This is a genomic window from Marinomonas ostreistagni (assembly GCF_016461785.1).
Classification (GTDB): domain Bacteria; phylum Pseudomonadota; class Gammaproteobacteria; order Pseudomonadales; family Marinomonadaceae; genus Marinomonas; species Marinomonas ostreistagni_A.
This window is the reverse complement of the sequence record NZ_JAEMUH010000002.1, coordinates 26,641-46,976: the sequence shown is the minus strand read 5'-3', so window position 1 is coordinate 46,976 and position 20,336 is coordinate 26,641. Positions and strand designations below refer to the sequence as shown.

At 42.7% G+C, this 20,336-nt stretch carries 21 protein-coding genes and 1 tRNA gene; 13 read left to right on the top strand and 9 right to left on the bottom strand.

All coding sequences use genetic code 11. The features are described from left to right. Positions 1 to 27 precede the first annotated feature (27 nt). Positions 28 to 1,266 (top strand): beta-ketoacyl-ACP synthase II, encoded by a 1,239-nt coding sequence (gene fabF / locus JHD44_RS01920; RefSeq protein WP_199460555.1) that lies wholly within the window; start codon positions 28 to 30, stop codon positions 1,264 to 1,266. A gap of 38 nt (positions 1,267 to 1,304) precedes the next feature. On the opposite strand, the gene JHD44_RS01915 is transcribed toward fabF, so the two are convergent. Further along, a complete protein-coding gene (locus JHD44_RS01915) occupies positions 1,305 to 1,718 on the bottom strand; it encodes a PA2817 family protein (protein WP_325097032.1) in 414 nt (137 codons plus the stop codon). Between the two features lie 54 nt (positions 1,719 to 1,772). On the opposite strand from JHD44_RS01915, the gene JHD44_RS01910 reads away from it, so the two are divergent. The 3 genes from JHD44_RS01910 to queF are packed head-to-tail and all read left to right on the top strand — an operon-like array spanning position 1,773 to position 4,288. Then, positions 1,773 to 2,690 carry an ABC transporter ATP-binding protein gene (locus JHD44_RS01910; protein ID WP_199460551.1) on the top strand — a complete coding sequence of 306 codons (918 nt, stop codon included), beginning with the start codon at positions 1,773 to 1,775 and terminating at the stop codon, positions 2,688 to 2,690. Between the two features lies 1 nt (position 2,691). Further along, a complete protein-coding gene (locus JHD44_RS01905) occupies positions 2,692 to 3,465 on the top strand; it encodes an ABC transporter permease (RefSeq protein WP_199460549.1) in 774 nt (257 codons plus the stop codon). Between the two features lie 10 nt (positions 3,466 to 3,475). After that, positions 3,476 to 4,288: an NADPH-dependent 7-cyano-7-deazaguanine reductase QueF gene (gene queF, locus JHD44_RS01900; RefSeq protein ID WP_199460547.1), complete on the top strand. Its 813-nt coding sequence runs from the start codon at positions 3,476 to 3,478 to the stop codon at positions 4,286 to 4,288. 30 nt (positions 4,289 to 4,318) lie between these two features. Here the strand turns inward: queF and JHD44_RS01895 are convergent, their stop codons facing one another. Beyond that, complete coding sequence (locus JHD44_RS01895) at positions 4,319 to 5,872, bottom strand: hypothetical protein (RefSeq protein ID WP_199460545.1); 1,554 nt, start codon at positions 5,870 to 5,872, stop codon at positions 4,319 to 4,321. 98 nt (positions 5,873 to 5,970) lie between these two features. Here JHD44_RS01895 and JHD44_RS01890 point away from each other — a divergent pair, with 98 nt between their 5' ends. Then, positions 5,971 to 6,537 carry a nitroreductase family protein gene (locus tag JHD44_RS01890; RefSeq protein WP_199460543.1) on the top strand — a complete coding sequence of 189 codons (567 nt, stop codon included), beginning with the start codon at positions 5,971 to 5,973 and terminating at the stop codon, positions 6,535 to 6,537. Positions 6,538 to 6,609: 72 nt separating this feature from the next. Beyond that, positions 6,610 to 6,697: transfer RNA gene (locus JHD44_RS01885), tRNA-Ser, on the top strand. A gap of 114 nt (positions 6,698 to 6,811) precedes the next feature. Here JHD44_RS01885 and JHD44_RS01880 read toward each other — a convergent pair. The 6 genes from JHD44_RS01880 to JHD44_RS01855 all read right to left on the bottom strand — a co-directional run bounded on the left by JHD44_RS01880 (position 6,812) and on the right by JHD44_RS01855 (position 11,037). Beyond that, complete coding sequence (locus JHD44_RS01880) at positions 6,812 to 7,213, bottom strand: acyl-CoA thioesterase (protein ID WP_199460541.1); 402 nt, start codon at positions 7,211 to 7,213, stop codon at positions 6,812 to 6,814. Positions 7,214 to 7,234: 21 nt separating this feature from the next. Then, on the bottom strand, positions 7,235 to 8,242 hold the full coding sequence (locus JHD44_RS01875) for a GGDEF domain-containing protein (RefSeq protein ID WP_199460539.1): 1,008 nt from the start codon (positions 8,240 to 8,242) through the stop codon (positions 7,235 to 7,237). A 147-nt stretch (positions 8,243 to 8,389) separates the two neighbouring features. Then, entirely contained in the window at positions 8,390 to 8,734 is a 345-nt protein-coding gene (locus tag JHD44_RS01870) for a translation initiation factor (RefSeq protein ID WP_199460537.1), read from the bottom strand. 9 nt (positions 8,735 to 8,743) lie between these two features. Beyond that, positions 8,744 to 9,472: an RluA family pseudouridine synthase gene (locus tag JHD44_RS01865; RefSeq protein WP_199460535.1), complete on the bottom strand. Its 729-nt coding sequence runs from the start codon at positions 9,470 to 9,472 to the stop codon at positions 8,744 to 8,746. Continuing rightward, positions 9,469 to 10,410: a D-2-hydroxyacid dehydrogenase gene (locus JHD44_RS01860; RefSeq protein ID WP_199460533.1), complete on the bottom strand. Its 942-nt coding sequence runs from the start codon at positions 10,408 to 10,410 to the stop codon at positions 9,469 to 9,471. The genes JHD44_RS01865 and JHD44_RS01860 overlap by 4 nt, the downstream gene beginning before the upstream one ends. 12 nt (positions 10,411 to 10,422) lie before the next feature. Next, positions 10,423 to 11,037, bottom strand: a complete 615-nt coding sequence (locus JHD44_RS01855; RefSeq protein ID WP_199460531.1) for an arylesterase — start codon at positions 11,035 to 11,037, stop codon at positions 10,423 to 10,425. Between the two features lie 13 nt (positions 11,038 to 11,050). On the opposite strand from JHD44_RS01855, the gene JHD44_RS01850 reads away from it, so the two are divergent. The 5 genes from JHD44_RS01850 to JHD44_RS01830 all read left to right on the top strand — a co-directional run bounded on the left by JHD44_RS01850 (position 11,051) and on the right by JHD44_RS01830 (position 17,633). Next, positions 11,051 to 11,737: an ABC transporter ATP-binding protein gene (locus tag JHD44_RS01850; protein ID WP_199460529.1), complete on the top strand. Its 687-nt coding sequence runs from the start codon at positions 11,051 to 11,053 to the stop codon at positions 11,735 to 11,737. Beyond that, positions 11,737 to 14,193: an ABC transporter permease gene (locus JHD44_RS01845; RefSeq protein ID WP_199460527.1), complete on the top strand. Its 2,457-nt coding sequence runs from the start codon at positions 11,737 to 11,739 to the stop codon at positions 14,191 to 14,193. Before JHD44_RS01850 ends, JHD44_RS01845 begins: the two co-directional genes overlap by 1 nt. Positions 14,194 to 14,205: 12 nt before the next feature. Next, positions 14,206 to 16,539 carry a DNA polymerase II gene (locus tag JHD44_RS01840; protein ID WP_199460525.1) on the top strand — a complete coding sequence of 778 codons (2,334 nt, stop codon included), beginning with the start codon at positions 14,206 to 14,208 and terminating at the stop codon, positions 16,537 to 16,539. Positions 16,540 to 16,654: 115 nt separating this feature from the next. After that, a complete protein-coding gene (locus JHD44_RS01835; RefSeq protein WP_199460523.1) occupies positions 16,655 to 17,323 on the top strand; it encodes a TetR/AcrR family transcriptional regulator in 669 nt (222 codons plus the stop codon). Further along, positions 17,316 to 17,633, top strand: a complete 318-nt coding sequence (locus tag JHD44_RS01830; RefSeq protein ID WP_199460521.1) for a glutaredoxin family protein — start codon at positions 17,316 to 17,318, stop codon at positions 17,631 to 17,633. Before JHD44_RS01835 ends, JHD44_RS01830 begins: the two co-directional genes overlap by 8 nt. Here the strand turns inward: JHD44_RS01830 and JHD44_RS01825 are convergent. After that, complete coding sequence (locus JHD44_RS01825; protein ID WP_199460519.1) at positions 17,610 to 18,389, bottom strand: TatD family hydrolase; 780 nt, start codon at positions 18,387 to 18,389, stop codon at positions 17,610 to 17,612. The two genes, JHD44_RS01830 and JHD44_RS01825, sit on opposite strands and share 24 nt — an antisense overlap. A 216-nt stretch (positions 18,390 to 18,605) precedes the next feature. Between JHD44_RS01825 and JHD44_RS01820 the strand changes: the two genes are divergently transcribed. Beyond that, positions 18,606 to 19,541 carry a chemotaxis protein CheV gene (locus tag JHD44_RS01820; RefSeq protein ID WP_199460517.1) on the top strand — a complete coding sequence of 312 codons (936 nt, stop codon included), beginning with the start codon at positions 18,606 to 18,608 and terminating at the stop codon, positions 19,539 to 19,541. A 360-nt stretch (positions 19,542 to 19,901) separates the two neighbouring features. Beyond that, on the top strand, positions 19,902 to 20,333 hold the full coding sequence (locus JHD44_RS01815) for a hypothetical protein (RefSeq protein ID WP_199460515.1): 432 nt from the start codon (positions 19,902 to 19,904) through the stop codon (positions 20,331 to 20,333). The last annotated feature ends 3 nt before the right edge of the window (positions 20,334 to 20,336 follow it).

Genomic DNA, 20,336 nt, shown 5'->3' with positions numbered 1-20,336 from the left:
TAAAAGGGAGTTTTTCGGAGGAATTGTATGTCTCGTCGTCGGGTCGTTGTCACCGGTATGGGAATGGTGAGCCCCCTTGGCAATAACGTAAAAGACTCTTGGGATAATGTAATTGAAGGCAAAAGTGGCGTCTCGGCAATTGAACACTTCGATGCATCTCAGTTCTCAACCCGTTTCGCAGCACAAGTAAAAGACTTCGATGCATCGCAATACATGAGCATAAAAGAAGCTCGTAAAATGGATGTTTTCATTCAATATGGTATTGCAGCAGCTGTTCAAGCCATTGAAGATGCTGGACTAACCCCTGAAACAGTTGACTATAAGCGCATAGGATGTGCGATTGGTTCTGGGATTGGTGGTTTGCCAATGATCGAAAAGAATGTGGAGTTGTTGAGTGCTTCAGGTCCTAAGCGAATTTCGCCATTCTTTGTTCCAGGCGCAATTATAAACATGATTTCAGGTCATGTAGCTATTCGTTTTGGCTTCCAAGGGCCTAATATTTCTATTGTTACGGCCTGCACTACTGGTACGCACAATATTGGCATGGCTGGTCGTATGATCTCATATGGCGACGCAGATATAATGGTCGCTGGCGGTGCAGAAATGGCTATTACTCCGTTAGGTATTGGTGGTTTTGGTGCAGCGCGAGCATTGTCTACGCGAAATGATGACCCAAAAACAGCGAGTCGTCCTTGGGACAAAGATAGAGATGGCTTTGTCATGGGTGATGGAGCGGGGATTTTGGTGCTAGAAGAGTACGACCACGCTGTTGCGCGTGGAGCTACGATTTACGCTGAATTGGCTGGTTTTGGTATGAGTGATGATGCATATCACATGACTGCGCCGCCTGAAAAAGGCGAGGGAGCTCTGTCCGCGATGACTGCTGCTTTGAAAGATGCGAATGCTGAAGCCTATGAAATTGATTATATCAATGCACACGGTACATCAACACCAATAGGTGATTTGGCAGAAACGGAAGCAGTTAAGTCATTAATGGGAGCTGATGCCTCTGATGTCGCCATAAGTTCGACCAAATCAATGACAGGGCATTTATTGGGTGCAGCAGGGGCGGTTGAATCTATTTTTTCAGTTCTGGCTATACGCGATCAATTGGCTCCACCGACAATAAATCTAGAGGAGCCTAGTGAAGGGTGTGATCTGAATTACGTCGCCAATACTGCACAAAAGCGGAAAGTTGACCTGGTTTTAAACAACTCATTTGGTTTCGGAGGAACTAACGGAACCCTGGTGTTTAAAAAGGTTTAAAAAAGCGGCTCAGCCGCTTTTTTTATAAAAGTTTAATTTTATTGCAAATTTTCGCCTTGAGTCATAGAGCTGTTCGCCTCTATTATTTGACCAATATCAATAGTGTCTCCTGCCTGCTCGGCTTCATAGAGCTGTTCATCGACTTCTTGATAAAAGGAGAGTTCTTCATCACCAAGGTAATGTAGGCATTCTCCACCGATGAAATAGAGCAAATCCCTATGCATTAAAGGGACAAGATTTGGATAGCAGCGTATGAAGCGACTAAGTAGTTCTTGAGCGTCAAATAGAAACTCCGGTGATGTTTGTTGCCCAGAGGCTATTAATTCTTCCCACTTTTGCATGAAATCATGCTCCTCCTCGGCGAGCAACTCTCGATCGAAGGGGTCATGTTGTTTTATGCGTTGGTGTAATTGATTTAGACGGTTCAAAATGAATTGAATTCTGGGACTCACGTGTCAAGAAACCTATTTTGGTGGGTTTAAGATATATTAACTAAGAAGGTTATTATGACATATGCAATTGAAATAAAGGACCTAAAAAAACGTTATGACAATGGATTTGAAGCCTTAAAAGGGGTGGATTTGAATGTCGAGCAAGGTGATTTCTTTGCACTATTAGGACCAAATGGAGCAGGTAAATCGACCACAATTGGTATTCTTTGTTCTTTAGTGAACAAGTCGTCTGGTCGAGTTCGCATTTTTGGTGTTGATATTGATGAGGACTTTGCAGGTGCTAAGTTGCATTTAGGTGTGGTGCCGCAAGAGTTTAATTTTAATGTCTTCGAGACTGTTTTTAACGTGGTGGTTACACAAGCCGGTTTCTACGGTATTCCTTTAGAGCTCGCAAAGGAAAGGGCGGAAAAGTACCTTAAGAAACTAGATCTTTGGGATAAAAAAGATACCCAATCTCGAATGCTATCAGGTGGTATGAAGCGACGCCTCATGATTGCTCGTGCGTTAATACATGAGCCTAAAATTCTGATTTTGGATGAGCCGACTGCAGGTGTAGACATAGAACTTCGTCGATCAATGTGGGAGTTTATTAAAGAGCTCAATGAGCAAGGCACAACGATTATTCTAACGACACATTATCTTGAAGAAGCAGAACAACTTTGTCGAAATATTGCCATCATTAACAGTGGTGAAATCGTTGAAAATACCAGTGTTAAGGCTCTTTTAAAGACATTAAGTAGTGAGACATTTGTGTTGGATTTAGATGGCTCCCTTTCTAATGTAGCGCTTGAAGGTTATGAAATGAATTTAGTCGGAGATGGCTCTTCAATTGAAGTAGCAGTTATGAAGGGGCAAAACCTTAACGATGTGTTTGCTTATTTAACTCAAATGGATGTTAAGGTCATCAGTATGCGTAATAAATCAAACCGCCTTGAAGAGTTATTTGTTAAGTTAATTAAAGGGAGTAAGTAGTATGTCCTCATCAGAAATTTGGATTGCTTTTTACACCATTTTACGTCGAGAAATTCGTCGTTTTATGCGAATTTGGCCGCAAACTCTTTTACCTCCTGCTATAACGATGACTCTTTATTTTGCGATTTTCGGTAATCTAATCGGAAGCCGTATTGGGGAAATGGGTGGCTTCAGTTACATGCAGTTCATTGTCCCTGGGTTGATTATGATGTCGGTTATTACCAACTCATATTCCAACGTTGCTTCATCGTTTTTCTCGGCAAAGTTTCAGCATAGTGTTCAGGAGTTGCTGGTATCGCCAACACCAAACTGGGTGATTTTGCTTGGCTATGTTCTAGGTGGTGTCGCACGTGGTCTATTTGTTGGAGCAATTGTGACAGTGCTATCACTGTTTTTTACGCACATGCACCTACACAATTTATTGCTGACGGTGCTTATCGTGTTTCTGACTTCGGTGATGTTTTCGCTAGGAGGCTTTGTCAATGCGCTCTATGCGCGTTCGTTTGATGATGTCTCTATCGTGCCGACGTTTATTCTAACGCCGCTTACTTACCTTGGAGGCGTGTTTTACTCTATCAGTTTGCTACCAGAGGTTTGGCAAGGTATTTCCATGCTAAATCCGGTGCTGTATATGGTAAATGCGTTCCGTTATGGCATTTTAGGTGTTTCAGATATTGACGTGACGTGGGCTTTGTTTATTATCGCTGCCTTTATTATTGCGTTATTTTATATTGGTCTATCTCTACTCAATCGTGGTAGAGGCATTAGAAGTTGAGGTGTTGAACATGGGTTTTTTGCCCCTAGGACAGAAAACGGAATATGTGTCTGAGTACGATCCAGGATTGTTGTTTCCCATACCACGTGTAGACAAGTGGAAAGACATGGGAATTGAGTCTGAACGCTTACCATTTCATGGTGAGGACATTTGGAATGCATATGAGTTGTCCTGGTTAAATAAAAAAGGCAAGCCTATTGTTGCGACGGCTGAGTTTCGTCTGCCTTGTCATTCACCAAATATCATTGAATCGAAGTCTTTTAAGTTGTATCTGAATTCGCTGAATCAGATGCGCTACGAAGATCAGTTTGAAGTACAAGAGTTGCTTGAAAAAGATCTATCAGCGGCGGCTGGTGCAGATGTGACGGTGATCATACGTGATGTGGAAGCCATGGAAGCACTTGTGGTACTGACGCCTGATTACTGCATCGATGATTTGGATGTTGAGATCAATGAGTATCATCCTAATGCAGATCTTTTGATGGTGGTAGAAGGTGAACAAGTAGAAGAGCGCTTGGTGAGTCATTTGCTTAAATCAAACTGTCCTGTGACGAATCAGCCTGACTGGGGTTCTGTATTCATAGATTATCGTGGATCTAAAATCGATCATGCTGGCCTTCTAAAGTATGTTGCTTCATTTCGTGAGCATACTGACTTCCATGAGCAGTGTGTGGAGCGAATATTCATTGATATCATGACGCAATGCAAACCAGAAAGTTTGATTGTCTACGCACGTTACGTACGACGTGGCGGATTGGATATTAATCCATATCGCTCAAGCACTCCTATTGTGCTTGGTAATGACCGTCTAACTCGACAATAACGACTTGGCTCCGCTAGTTGTATTGGCTGGCTAGCGGAGTGTTCCTAAGTATTTCCGTTCTAAGTCTGAATAAGCTAATTGAAGCCTATCTAATTCTAAGCTCTTTTTGTTGTATTCGTTTCTTAATGATTTCTCAGTAGAGCCAGATACTTGGCTTAATAGTTTGTCTTTCATGTGTTGAATCTGAGCAACCAGATCTCTGTGTTCCTCACGAAGGGCTTCCAGTTCAATTAACTCTTTAGGCATATCTTCAGGAGAGGTAAGATTTCTCTTGTCTTTGGCCGATCGCTCTATTTTCTCTCTTAATGCTATATTTTCTGCTTCTGCGCTTTCAAGTTCCTGAGCTAGTAGTTGAACGCAGGTTTCAGACTCTTTTAACATCTGCTCTAAATTGAGTACCTCTTTTTCTTGTTGTGAAAATGAATCAGCGTGTTCTTGGGTATCTTTATTGAGGTCCGCAATCCCGCCTAAAATCGATTCTAAGGCATCGCGTTTGTTGGTAGAGAGCGCTTGGAATTCACCTAAAACACCACCATCGCTGGATTTAAGCTGCTCGTCAATTTCTTTAAGTTGTTTGTCTTTGTCATGGATATCTTGTTTTAAAGAAGTGATTGATAGATTGGTTGATTCAAGCTCGGATTGTAGTTGCTCAATGAGTGACCTTGATTCATTAGTAAGTCTCTCCATGCGGCTAAGAGCAATTTGTTGAGCTTCTTCCTGCTGCTCACCTTTGTTTGATGAGCTATTTTTCAGTTGTGCCTGTAAGTGCTCAATAATTGCCTGTTGTCGTTTTGACAGTCTTTCTAGCTGGTGTAAATGTCTTGTTGAATGATGCTGAGGTTGATTTGTCTTATCTTCACCATGCTGTGAAGATTGACTGAATTGCTGATCATGATTTGCATGTTGCTCAAGTTTGTTAATTTGTTCTTGCTGAGATTTAAGCTCTAGGCGTAGCCGTTGTAATTCATTCTCTTTTACTTTGAGCTTATTAAGTTTTTGTTCGGCAAGCTCGATGTTTTTATACAATTCGTTATGCAGCTCACGCTGATTGGTTACAAGCTCTTCTTTCGAAATCAATAGCTCGCTGGCTTGTATAAACTCGGCATCCGTTTCTTTTAATGTTTCTGTTAGAGAGTGTTTATTAAGGTTGCGATTTTTAACGCTTTCTAATGTGCTGATGATACTGGCCATAAACCTATTGAGAATAGCTTGTGGTTTTTCTGTATCATCGTTCAGTAAAATTGCACGTTCAGCTTTAACAAGAGTGCCCCAAAGTTTAAAGCGTGTGACACTATCAAGGTCATCGGATGTACGAAGGTTTTTTAGAGTATCTGCGGCTTCATTAGCTTGATGCTCCAGTACTTTAGCAAATGCTTTAAATGGGGGATTTGCTTCGCTTGATTTGGCATTTTCATCGGTGTTTGATGAATTGTCTTGATGATCTGTTGATGGTGCTTGTTCGGCGTGTTCTGATGGTTGATTATTTTTCTGGCTTAGCTTACGGGTTCTCCAAAGTATCCAGGCAGATGCAATAGCCATCACGGTCGCGGCTTCTAGTAACACCCATAGAATCCATTTTTCCATATTATCTACCTTATAAATGAGAGTCGTTTAGATTTACTTGTCTAAGCACATTCGTTATCTTTAGGTATATATATGATATTAACGGAATTTTTCATCCTATGAGTAAAGAATTTTTACGATTTATGCGTGATCGTGTATCTCGCAACCAACTTGCTGAGCCAGCACCTTCAAAAGATGAGTGGTTTGATATTCTTGATGCTGCTAGCCGAGCAGCGGATCATGGGGCACTTAAGCCATGGCGTTTCAAGGTGTTCACCGGTAGTGGTCGCGAGCAAGTTGGTCAAGTATATTGGCAACATGCTAAGAAAGAAGTGCCAGAGCTCTCTGATGATAAAGCTGATACATTTATCAAAAAAGCTTTCCGTGCACCTGCCATTTTGTTGGTTTATGCTGAAATAGTGAAACACCCCAAAGTGCCGGAGTTTGAGCAAGTAATGGCGGCCTCTGCAGCAGCGCAACAAGCGCTGCTTGGTTTGGATGCTTTAGGGTATGGCGGTATTTGGCGAACGGGGCCAGCAGTATTTACTGATACAGCGAAAGACTTGTTTGATTTGTCAGATAATCAACAGGTCGTTGGCTTGATTTACGCTGGAACACCTACTCAAACACCAGAACGAGTTGGCGATACTGGAATTAATGAAAGACTTAGTTTTGTAGAGCTATAAAAGGCTTGCAATTCAATAACTTCGTCATTAAGATACGCTCCAAGTTTCGTAGATCTGCGAACAAAAAGTTTTGGTGAGCTGTCCGAGTGGCCGAAGGAGCACGCCTGGAAAGCGTGTATGTCGAAAGGCATCAAGAGTTCGAATCTCTTGCTCACCGCCATATCAAAAAAGACGTCTATCGACGTCTTTTTTTGTTTTAAAACTTTCATCTCTTGTTTCATTAATGCATACGAGCAATTGATCATTTCACGAGTTGAAGTGGTTGTCTGTATTTCTAATCAAATAATAGATCAATTGATTTAAGTAAAGTTGGCCGCCCACTTTCTGAGATTGAAGCTATGATAAAGCGAGCTGATGCACTCAAAATAGTTTCCTCACTTTCAATGCTGATTTTTTGTCTGAATTCTGTTTTAAATCTACTGATTGGCTTACATTGAGTTTCGATTATCGCTGTCATGCCACTTTTCAGTGGGGATCGATAGTCAATTTCTGCACGCATTACTACTAAATGTATGCCTGATTGAGTGATTTCGGCGAAATCTAGTCCTCTGTCTTTGAGAAAGGCATGACGTGCATGTTCAAGGTAATTTTGATAAACGGCATTATTTACAATGCCTTGCATATCACATTCGTAATCACGAACATGAATTAATAGGGTATGAGGTCTTACATCCATTAAGAAGATCTTTACTTTTGGTTAGCGACTAGCCGTACGATTTCGGCCCTGACGTTTCGCATTATCCAAATAACCACTGGCTCTCGCAATGAGATTGTTTGGGCTTTCTTGTCCTATAATCGTCGCTACACCTGCTGATACACAAATCTTTTCAATGATACCTTGTCCAGAACGATTTTTGAGTCGTTGTTTATTTAGATGGCCGCGGAGAATTTCTGCGTATTCGATTGCATAGTCTAGGGTTGCCTCATGCAATACAATTGCGAATGTGCCGCCGTTGAGGCGAGCTAAAGTGGCATTCTCAAGTTTTTTGCTCAATAGAATACGACCAATATGGCAAATTAGTGCTGTACCTGCTCTCCGCCCATGCTTGGTATTGATGTCTTTCAAATGATCGATGTCTAAAATCAATAATGATAGGTCATCTTCAGAGCCTGGTATCAAACTGTATAGCTGTCGCTCTAATCCCTTTTGATTGAAAAGTTGAGTTAAAGGGTCTAAATCGACATTATTCTTAATTTCGTCTAACTCAGCTTTAAGTTGAAGAACTTCTTCGTTAACTTGGTTGAGTGTTTGGGAAAAATGTTGTGCGTCCGCAAGGGCTTTTTTTGTGCCTTGATCTAAGTAACGAACAACTTTCTCTAAGTGTTTATGTCGATCGGCGCGTGCAAGCACTCGTTGGCTTTTTGTTACAACGCCTTCTAGCTCTTGTAGGCTATTAGACATGGTGTATGTATTAGTTGATATATTATCAACTAGGGCTTCAAGCTTATCTTTGTGTTCATTGTTATAGCGGGCTTCTTCCGAAACTAAGAACTGATGAAAAAGCTCTTTGGAAATAAAGCTTGGAAGGCTACCTAAACGACCTATAGTGGAATCAACGAGCTGATTAAGCTTGGGAGAGGTTTGACGAACATACTCGTACCAAATGCCATAGTTGTATGGAGTAGGTGCGATGTCCATTTTTCGCATCAGCGGCACGGCTTTGTGCAATAGAGCATTAGCTTGTCGCGGACTGTCAGGATGCATTCAAACCTCTTTTATGAATTTGCATTCACATAAATTTAACAATAAGGATTAAAAAATCAAAATAAAAATCATTGATATTTGGCGCTTTTTTTTGATTAATTCGTATAGCTTAAGTTACATAGGACTTGTTTTGTAATTTTATGTAACTCAACTGCCTGCGATTTTCGCTTTAATGTCGATGCCAGTTAAAAAGTCCAATACTTTTTGTCTCTGATCGCCTTGTATTTCGATTACACCATCTTTTACTGAGCCACCTACACCGCAATGGTTTTTCAGTTTTTTGCCTAGCACTTTTAGCTCATCGGCTGTCATGGCTAACTCTTTAATCAAAGTTACCCCTTTTCCTTTTCTTCCTTTGGTTTCAAGCTGAATCTTTACTTTTCCAGAGCCTAGAATTGCAGCGCTATCATTACATTGGCAATCGTCGATGGCGTAATCACATTCTGGGCAGATACGGCCTTGGTCAGTCGAGTAGACAAGTTTATTTTTCATGATGAGTTCTCAGTTACTTGGATGTTTCTCTAGCCAGCTCAATAGGGTTTGCATGTCTTGTTCAAGGGGGGCTTCGATAGACAGCGTCGATTGAGTGGTTGGGTGTATAAATGTTAGCGACTTGGCATGTAGCATTAAGCGTAGGTCTTCAGACCAGTGTTGGCGCATGACTTGGTTGTGATGCCTGCAGCCATATCGAGTGTCGCCTAGAAGCGGATGGAATATGTGCTTAAAGTGTCGTCTTATCTGGTGCGTACGTCCTTGTTCAGGCTTAACTTCAACTAGACTAAGGCGCATTTTCGGGTAGCGGCTCACAGGTATATTGATTTCGTAACGAGCTAGGGTCTTGAAGTGGCTGACAGCAGGTTTTTCAGTGCCCTCGATTTTAAAGCGAGAACGACCTTTTTCTTCGTTGAGCTTGGCAAGAGGGTAGTCAATTGTACCAAGTTCTTGCGGATAGCCTCTCACAATCGCTTGATACACTTTTTCGGTGGTTCGAGCCATAAACTGCTCGCCTAGTGCTCCCGCCACATCCTCTTTCAGAGCCATGACCAGTACACCTGAAGTTGCTCTGTCTAGGCGATGAATGGGGTAAACCCACTTTCCCAATTGCTCATTTAATCTTTGTACAACGGCGTCTTGCTCATGTTTGGCTAAGTCGGTGCGATGGACGAGCAGTCCACTGGGTTTGTTGACGACGACTAGGTCGTCGTCAAGATATAGTATGTCTAAGGTCATTCAGCTTTCTGATCAATAAAAGCGGTCATGTTATCACAGGCGATCTGCAGTAGTCGTGTCATAGCGCTGTGGCTGGCCCAAGCAACATGAGGTGTCAGAATAAAATTGGGGTAGTGGGCGATGGCTTGCAGTGGATGATCTTTTGGCATTGGCTCAACGGTGGCTACATCAAATCCAGCGCCAGCGATTTGTTGCTGTTTTAATGCGTTTACAAGAGCGGTTTCGTTGACTAACCCACCACGGCCAGTATTAATTAGAATGGCGCTGGGTTTCATCTTGGCGAATGTAGCTTCGTCTATTACGTCACGAGTTTGATCCGTTAACGGGCAGTGTAATGTAATGATATCCGCTTGTTTAATGGCCTCATCAAACCCGACATAACCTTCTCGTACATCAGGGGCCTGTTTGTGTTCAGCGAAGATGACATTCATGCCAAATGCTTCTGCAATGGTCGCGACACGATTGCCTAATGCGCCTTTTCCAATAATACAAAGCGTGCTCTGATCCAAATCTAAGATGGGGAAATCCATAAAGCAAAAGAACTCTGAAGATGCCCATTGCCCTTGTTTTACCGCTTCACGATAACGAGTTAGGTTGCGTCGTAACTCTAGAATCATCGCAAATGTGTGTTCTGGTACACTGACGGTAGAATATCCAGCCACGTTTTGGACGGTGATCCCTAATGCTTGGCAAGCTTCTAAATCAACATTGTTCATCCCTGTCGCCATAATCTGAACAAGCTTAATAGAAGGGCACTTTTCAAGTATTTCTCTCGATAACACAAACTTGTTGGTCATTACGATGTCAGCGTCTTTGATTCTATCAATCACATTGCTTTCGTTGGAATTGTGGTAATACCTGTATTCACTCACTTTTTCTGGAAGCAAAATGTCTACTTGATCAGGAAAAGATCCACGATCCAAAAATACAGCTTTCATCGTAAGTCCTTATTATTTGTTAAGCAGTGGTAAAAGGGTTGGTGTAATGTTGTTTAAAACAACAGGTTGGCCCTTAGCATTAGGATGAAGCCCATCATTTTGCATCAAGCTTGGATCGAGTGCGACATTTTCCAGCATGAAAGGCACATATGCGATTTGATATTGCTCGGCTAAGTCTTTGTAAAGGTTAAAAAACTGAGTGGTGTAAGTGCGACCATAGTTACTAGGTAAGTGATTCCCTAACAGGATAACCTCAGCAGATTTTTGCTGGATCAACTCAATCATGGAAGCAAGGTTTTGCTTGGCTTGGTTTAGAGGGTAGCCCCGAAGACCATCATTAGCGCCAAGCTCCAGAACAACCCAAGCTGGCTGATGTGTTTCGAGTAGTTTTGGAAGCCGAGCTAACCCGCCTTGCGTCGTTTCTCCACTGATACTGGCGTTGATGATCGTTATATCAGGGTGGCTTTGATTTATTTGTTCGCCAAGTAAACTTACCCAGCCTTGTTGTTGTCTTAAGTTGTACGCAGCACTCAGGCTGTCCCCAAATACCATTAAAGTCTTTGCTTGAACGTTGGTAGCAAAGATCGAGAAGAAACAAAGTAACGAAACAATTAATTTAGACATCATAGGCAATCCACTTATGCAGGACACGGAAACTTTATCAGCTTTAACAATAGAAAAGCTTAATCATTCTGTTGCAACAAGCAACGGTGAATTGGACATACTAAAAGGAATAAATCTGTCAATTCGTGATGGTGAGTCCGTTGCGATTGTGGGGGCCTCTGGTTCTGGGAAGTCGACATTACTGGGGCTGATGGCGGGCCTAGATCAGCATACACAAGGTTCTATCCGTTTGTACGATCAGCCTCTTGAACAATTGGATGAAGAGGGTCGTGCCGTGTTAAGAGGACAATATGTCGGCTTTATTTTCCAGTCTTTTCATCTGTTACCAAGTTTAACTGCTCTTGAGAACGTTATGTTGCCAAATGAGCTGAAAGGTGATCGTAGCGCCAAAGATCGTGCGCAATCCCTTTTAGATCAGGTGGGACTGTCACACCGTATCAGTCATTATCCACGTCAACTGTCAGGGGGGGAGCAGCAACGAGTTGCCATTGCCCGCGCGTTTGCTTCAGCGCCCAAAATACTCTTTGCCGATGAACCTACAGGTAATCTAGACAGCAAAAACGGTGCCTTAGTTGAAGATTTGCTTTTTGAATTAAATCAAAAGCAAGGCACCACCTTAGTTGTCGTCACTCACGATCCAGAGCTTGCCGCTCGCTGTGATCGCCAAATTGAAATTCACGATGGCGAACTCAAGGAGTCCTAATGTTTGCATGGCGATTATTGTTAAGGGAATGCAAAACCGGTGACGTGCTGACATTATTGGTTGCGCTCGTGCTCTCCGTTGCAACAGTAACGGGCATAGGTTTGTTTGTTGACCGATTGCAACAGTCATTTGAAGTGCAGTCCGCTAATTTGTTAGGTGCAGACCGTAGTGTGCGTCGTGATGACCCCATTCCCTCAGAGTGGATAAGTCAGGCCCAAACAGAAGGACTTGAAACCGCTCAAACGGCTTCGTTTTCATCGATGGTGTTCAGTGACCAAGGTCTACAGCTGGCTCAATTGAGTGCAGTGTCTAGTAACTACCCATTACGTGGAGAGTTTCTGGTTGATCAGCAATTGTTTGGTACCGGTGTTTCAACGACAGACGCACCTGCATCCGGCGAAATCTGGCTCTCTTCGCGCTTAGCCAGTTTATTAGAGGCTGATATTTCAGATGAGGTTCGTGTTGGGGAAGTAACGCTTCGGGTGACTAAGTTCTTAGTCCGTGACCCCGGTAGCGCTACGTCAGCTTTTGCCATTGCTCCTAGGGCAGTGATGAATCAAGAAGACTTAGCTGCAACCCAGATCATCATACCAGGGGCTCGCGTTCGCTATGCATTCTTGTATGCGGGTGACGCAGAGACTCTTGAGCGGTTCGACTTTAATCTACGGCCTATGTTGGGCGAAGGTGAACGAATTCGTACTCCGATTGAACGAGGTGAGCGGGTAGGTAACACTGTCAATCGTGCAGAGTCATTCTTGCTGTTGGCAGGCACTTTAGCAGTTGTTATGTCCGGTGTTGCCATGGCGTTGGCGTCTTCTCGATATGTGAAAAGGCATCTCATACAATTTGCTGTGATGAAAACGATGGGGGCGACACCTAAAAAATTGTCTTCACTAATGGCGATTCAAATTACGGCTATCGTGCTATTTGGTATCTTTATTGGTTCTGGATTAGGACTTTTAGTTCAAGCACTGATTGCTGATTTATTGTCATCTTTAATGAATACTGCACTGCCTTCTCCTAGCTGGAGTAAACTGTGGTTAGGGGCAGCGACGGCTATTATTTCCACCTTAGCATTCTGTGCGCCGTTGCTCGCTAGATTGGTTAGTGTGCCTCCGCTAACGGTGCTTCAACCTGCTGCTGCATTGCCCATGCGTTCAACGTCCTTGCTGTTGTTTGGCTTGGTGGGGATGTACGGTCTGATGATTATCTATGCTGGCGGATGGCAGTTGCCTTCCATTCTAATGCTGGGTTTAGCGGTTGTGACAGCACTGGTGTTCATCGTGGGTTGGGGCATGTTTGCGCTAAGTCGTAAACTCTCTAAGCAGTCGACAACTGGCTGGCAAGTTGGGTTAGCTGCTTTGCATAGGCGATTAGTCTCTAACTTGTTCCAGCTATTAGTGTTTACTTTGATCATTATGCTGAGTTTGATCTTGATCGGTGTGCAAAGCAACTTGGTCAGTGACTGGCAGGCTCAAGTGCCAGAAAATACCCCTAATCATTATTTGTTTAACGCACAAGCCCCTCAAGTAGAAGATATTAAACAATATACCCAAGAAAATGGGTTAGCTACTTCCGACTGGTTCCCGATGGTTCGAGGGCGCGTTATTAGGATTAATGGTGAAGACGTTGAGTCGTTATATCCCAATAGACGTGATGAGCCTGAAATTGCAGAGCGTGAGTTGAATCTAACCTGGGCTGACCAAATAGGAGAAGGCTCAACATTGTTAGAAGGGGACTTTAGCGCGCAAGGGGTCTCAATCGAACAGCAAGCGGCGATTGAAGCAAATGTGACAATTGGTGATGAGCTAACCATTAGTATCGGGGGGCTTGAATACACCTTGCCAATCACCTCGATCCGCTCTGTAGACTGGCAAAGTATGCAGCCAAACTTTTACTTGATCTTGCCTAAGACCGTTTTGTCGGATTATCAAGCGAACTATGTCAGCAGCGTCTTCTTAGATCAAACCAATGCGGCAGACTTCTACCGTTTTATGTCGAGTTACCCAACAGTGTCGATGTTAAATATTGGCGAGCTGTTGAAGCAAGTCCAAGATATTATCGCGCAATTGGCAAATGCCTTAAAAATTGTTTTAAGTTTCATCTTAGGTGCTGGTGCACTAGTACTGGTTGCGAGTGTGCGAACGACTCTCGATGAACGTTTACAAGAGGGCGCTTTACTGCGCACTCTTGGGGCGACGAAACGGATTGTACGCCAAGCGTTGTTGGTTGAGTTTGGTGCGTTAGGTTTATTTGCTGGTGTGATTGGCGCCGCGGGAGCAGAGATGGCTTTGGTTGGCTTACAGCACTTTGTATTTGAAATGGAAATCTCGTTCCATCTCTCTCTTTGGCTGATTGGCCCGATTGCGGGATGGGGAATTGTGACAATTATAGGTGTATTTGCGAGCCGAGCTGTGCTAAAAGTGCCGCCCATTCGTTTATTGAGATCCATCTAAGTACACTTATACATGTTTGAAACGCAACAAGGTTACATTGTCAGTCGTCACAGCAGTGATGAAAACGGTCGATTATCGATACATTATTACGTGAAGACTGACAAGGCGACCGTTAAAGTCACCATTGCCAATCCTGAAACATTATTTTTTACCAATGCACCTGTCGAGGCGATTGCGACAGATGTGCATGGCGTCGACTGTGAGCCTAGCCAACTCAAAACTTTTTCTCACGATGAAGTGACAGTCGTGCGCTGTCAAAGTTTGTTGCTTCAGCAACAAATGGTGGCATTGGTGAAAAAATTAGGCTTCACCGTCTATGAAGAAGATGTAAAGCCTGAAGACCGCTACTTAATGGAGCGTCATATTCGAGGCAAGGTCACGTTTATCGGCCAGCCAGATGCTTCGGGGCAAAGCTTCAATGAAGCCCGTTTAAAAGTAGGAGAGTATGAGCCTGCATGGCAAGTATGGTCTTTGGATATTGAGACCTCTGTTACCCGTAATGAGTTACTATCGATTGGTATTACATCCGGTGACAGAAAAGTTGTTTTAGTGGTGTCGCCTGAGCCAACGGATTTAGAGAACGTTTATACCTTTGCGGATGAACGCAAGCTGCTGATGGCTTTTATCAAGTTTGTCAGAAAGCACTCTCCAGATATTATTATTGGCTGGAATGTGATTGGTTTCGACCTAATGTTTTTAGATCAGAGATTTAAGGCATTAGGCATTAAGCCTGCTTTGGGTGTGCAAGGCGAAACGTGGCGCGTTCGGGAAGCCAAAGAAAGTGGTAAGGTATTTGCTAGCATAGCGGGCCGTGTAGTTTTAGATGGCATTACCATGCTTAAGGTGGGCGGTTACCACTTTAATTCTTACAGTCTTAACAATGTTAGCCAAGAGCTATTGGATGCTTCTAAGCTATTGACTGGTGGCAATCGTTGGCAAGAAATTGAACGTATGCATCGAGAAGAGTTAGCGAACTTTGTTGCTTATAATCTTCAAGATTGTGTATTGGTTGAACAAATCTTTGCCAAACTCCAGTTAATCGAATTGCAGCAAACCCGTGTTGATTTAACCGGGATACCTCTCTCACAAACTGGCGGTTCAGTGGCATCGTTTGAAAACCTATACCTACCTCGTTTACACCGTAAAGGGTGGGTGGCACCGGCATGGAGTGATGACAAATTCGTGCCAAGCCCAGGCGGCTTCGTGATGAACTCTTTACCCGGGTTATACAAAAATGTCTTAGTGTTCGACTTTAAGAGTCTGTATCCAAGCATTATCCGAACTTTCTACGTGGATCCACTTGCACGAGTAGTTGGGCAAGCGCTATCTCATGAGGAAGGTGTTGTACCAGGATATCGCGGAGCTTCTTTTCAGCGTCAATTTGCGATTCTGCCGGAACTCGTTGCTGAGTTAGCGCACTCTCGCGAACAAGCTAAACAAGATGGCAACGACATCTTAAGTTACGCTATTAAAATTATCATGAACTCTTTTTATGGTGTTTTGGGCTCGTCTGTTTGTCGTTTCTATCATGCGGAGCTGGCTAGCTCTATCACCATGCGTGGTCATGAGTTACTGGGGCGCAGTAAGCAGTGGATGGAAGAGCGCGGCGCCAAGGTCATTTATGGGGATACCGACTCTATTTTCATTACATTGTCAGATGAACTGAGTGAAGAGCAAGCGTGGGAAGCGGGTAAACAACTGTGCGCGGTGGTTAACCAATGCTTGTCTGAATGGTGTGGTGATTATGCTGACATTGAGTCACATTTAGAACTAGAGTTTGAGACGCTATATACGCGTTTCTACATGCCCACTATTAGAGGTCAGGAAGAAGGCTCTAAAAAACGCTACGCGGGTTTATCTGGTGGCGAACTTATTTTTAAGGGCTTGGAAGCTGCTCGTAGTGATTGGACACCATTGGCGAAACGCTTTCAGGTAGAGTTGTTTGAGCACTTATTCTTCGATAAAGATCTCAATCAGTATGTGAGTAGCTTTGTAGCAGAGTTATTGGAAGGGCGCTATGACAGTGAACTAGTTTATACCAAGCAACTCACTCGACCATTGTCAAAATATACGAAAACACAGCCTCCCCATGTGCGGGCAGCTCGAATGATTGATGAGCAACGAGCTCAGCAAGGACTACCGCCTGAATACGATCGTGGTCGTAAACGTGTTCAATATGTTTATACTTTAAGTGGTGTTTTGCCTTTTTTAGATGAGCAAGCATTAGACTCATTGGATTATCAGCATTATATCGACAAACAGGTTTTGCCAATTGCTGAAGGCGTTTTTCAAATGCTTAACTTGGAAGTTACTGATATACTGACCCCACAATTTAACCTACTATAAAATGTAAGGTTAATGGTGTGTAAAGATTAGTGAGGGTATCTTAAGACAAATGATGCCCTTGTTAGCTTGCATCTACCCCCAACTTTATGGAATGACAGTTGAGTAGAGTTACGACATGGCTTCTCCCCCAAAAAGAGTAATTACCCAAGATCGGCTTCGAAGTGCCGTTCAAAATTTGCTGCTTGAAACTGATTGGAGTGAAATCACAGTTCAACATGTATCAGGCTGTGCTGGTGTTAGTATCGGTACATTTTATAATTACTATGATAGTAAAGATGATGCCTTGGCGGATGTAAGGCAAAGCTTGTCTTTGCTTATTAAGAAAGATTTAAATAGCCTTTTATCAACGCAAACAACTGTGGAAGCAAGGATTTCCATGTTGTTAAAATATTTTATAAATGTACTGAACACAAAGCCAACTTGGGCAAATTACTTTTACAAGGCTGACCACTTTTCAGAGCGCCTTGAGGGAGGTTTAGTTTCCATTTTAGAGCCTCTCGTACTAGAGAGTGTTTTGTCCCAAAAGGGACATGTGACAGATGCTCGTATGACGGCCCTTTTTATCGAGAATGGCTTTTTTCCTTTGCTCAAATCCTGTCATCATCAGCATTTATCAATAAGCGATGAACAGGCTACGCAGATTGTGATTGTGGCACTTTCATCATTAGGTTTGAGTGGTGATACGCTATTCAAAGCTGCCAGCATGCTTTGTCCAGTAACTCCATTAGCCGCCCTTCCACAATCCATTTACGAATTGGAAAACAGTCAAACGGGATATGTCTAATTTTAAATTGTATGGAACCCTCGGTTGTCATTTGTGCGAGGAGGCGGAATCTTGGCTTAAGCATTTCTTTCCATGGGCAAGCTATATGTATGTGGATATTGCTTGTGATGAGAAGCTTGTAGAAAGTTTTGGTCTTCGAATTCCTGTGCTTTCGAATGGTATTGATGACGTGAATTGGCCTTTTGATATACAGCAAGTTCACAGGCTTTTTTTAGAGCAAGCAGCTATAGAGCCTCAGAAAACAACCACTTTGTCTTCTGAGGCACCATTACCTTCCAGACGGGTTTTATTGCCCCGAACTGAAAAATAGTTTTTGTGTATTTTGTGCCGTTATATGTTTGATAGATTCTAAATCTATGTTCTTTATCTCGGCTATTGCTTGTGCGATGTATCCTAAAAATTTAGGGTGATTTCTCTTTGGTCTGGGGCGTATGTTCCTTGGAAGAAGGTAAGGCGCATCGGTTTCGATAAGCAATCTGTCCATAGGCAAATATTTTAATGCTTCTGCTAAATCTTGATTTCGACGCTCATCAAGAAGCCACCCCGTTATTCCTACAAATAGACCGAGATCTAGATATGTTTTTAATTGCTCTTTGTCTCCGGTAAAACAGTGAATCACGCCACTATTTTTTAATCTGTTAACCTGTAATCTTTGGCTTAACTCTTTAAAAGCATCGCGTTCATGGAGATAAGCTGGTCTCGAAATGTTATTGGCCAGTTCAATTTGAGCTTCAAAGGCAAGAAGTTGTTCACTTTGAGTAGAATAGTTTCTATTAAAGTCCAGTCCCATTTCACCAACTGCAACGGCTTTAGAGTGCAGTTGAAATAGGTTTTTATATGCGTCGAAATGATGGGCTTTCCATGACGAAGCATAATGAGGGTGGCATCCTAGTGTATAGTGCATATTCTCACGGTTATGGCAAAGTTCAATTAACTTTTGAGCCTCTTCATAATTCGAGGATATACAGATGATGCCTTGGATACCTGCGCTTTGGTATTCTTGTTGAAACCCTGCTAAGTCCTTTATAAAGGATGAATGGTCAAGGTTGACGCCAATATCAAACATGAGAGCTCCGTGAGGTTTAGGTTTGCGAAAGTTTATCAGCCTCAGGTCGTGTTACCGAATGGTTTATCTGCAACGGCAACAAATTTATACGAAATTCTTTATAGATCATGACTTAACGGTTTTTGTGTGCAAAAAATTACTGTTATGTTGGGCAGAATTAACTATCATGATATTTAGACAAACTAAGAGTGTTAAACTTACGTTTCGGAGTATGCTATGGCAGGAATGTTAGATGCGGTTGACCAGAGAACCCAGCTAGTTGGTGAAAACCGACTTGAGCTGTTGATGTTTCGCCTGGGCGGTATGCAGCTATTTGCTATCAACGTATTTAAAGTGCAAGAGGTGGTGCAACTACCACGCCTGAATCTAATGCCCCATCGACACCCTTCGGTAGCTGGTGTGACACATTTTCGTGGTCGAACTATCCCTGTTATTGATTTGTCTGAATCGATAGGTCTACGACCAATAGACAAAGATAAGCCCTGTAATTTAATCGTCACAGAATATAATAATACCGTTCAAGGTTTTATGGTTGGAGAAGTTGATCGAATCATAAATATGAACTGGAGTGAAATTTTACCGCCGCCAGACGGTACGGGGCGTCAGCACTACTTAACAGCAATTACTCGAGTAAATGATCGATTGGTTGAAATCATCGACGTTGAAAAGGTACTTGCTGAAATTGCTCCATACAATACGAATATTTCTGATGAAGTGATCGATAAAGAGTTATTGGCTTTGGCTAAAGGGCTAGAGGTTTTGGTGGTGGACGATTCTTCAGTGGGTCTTGCTCAGTGTAAGTCGACACTTGACCATCTTAATATCAAAGTGCATTCAGCTACAGATGGTAAGCGCGGATTGGACTTGCTTAAAAAGTGGGCAGGTGAAGGGGAAGACGTACCGAATAAACTTTTGATGATGATCACTGATGCTGAAATGCCAGAGATGGACGGCTATCGTCTGACACGAGAAGTACGAGAAGACCCACGCTTGAAAGATTTATATATTGTCTTACACACCTCATTAAGTGGAAGCTTCAATAAAGCGATGGTTCAAAAAGTGGGATGTGATGACTTTTTATCGAAATTCCAACCTGACAAATTAGCTTCCATAATTCAGGATCGCATTCGTAGCGTAATGGAAGCTGAGTAGCTTACCTAACTTATCACCTTGGCGTTAGCCAGGGTGAATTTTCTTATGCTTTTATCTATTTATATTTTTTTAACTAGTGTGGCTGTAGTCCTAGTCAGTAGACCACTGCGTTTCGACCCTACGTTTATCATTTTACCAAGTGCCTTGATACTCATTGCAGACGTATATAAATGGGTGAGTATTTACCTAAGCTTAATTCCCTGTTTATTAATGTTTGCTTTATGTTTGGTTTTCCCCCTTAGAAATGAGTTGCAATTAGAGCGTTTGACTAGGATTGGAGCAGGGCTCTCTCTCGGTAGTTTTGTCGGAATTCAATGCTTAATATTGTTGCCTGTAAGCCTAACAATGTTAGTCATACTTATGATGTTGAGTACATGTATTGCGCTGCTCTTAAATCGAAATTCGTTTGTTAACCTCCTTTCTTTGCCAAAAGGTGTTTCTCTTTGGTTAGGTATGTTGATAGGCGTGGGACAGGTTCTAACTCTGGGGGCAGGTTGGTTTGTTCTGGCTGCCGACAAGCAATTAGGTAGTGCCAACCGTTATGTGCTTTGGTTGTTTTCTCTGATTGGTGTGTTAGTTGGAGTGATTGCATTACCAGAAGAGGTTCAATTGATAACTATTTCTTGGCCAGTACTGCTAGCAAATGGGCTAGGTCTTATGGCGGGAGGAGTGTTACTCAGATTTGTATCTCATTCATTATTTGAATCCAAAATATTAAATTGGACCGTATTGGCCATGTGCTTGAGTGTGTGGGGACATGTTTTAATCAAGCATTACGTTTTGTCTAGCTAGTAG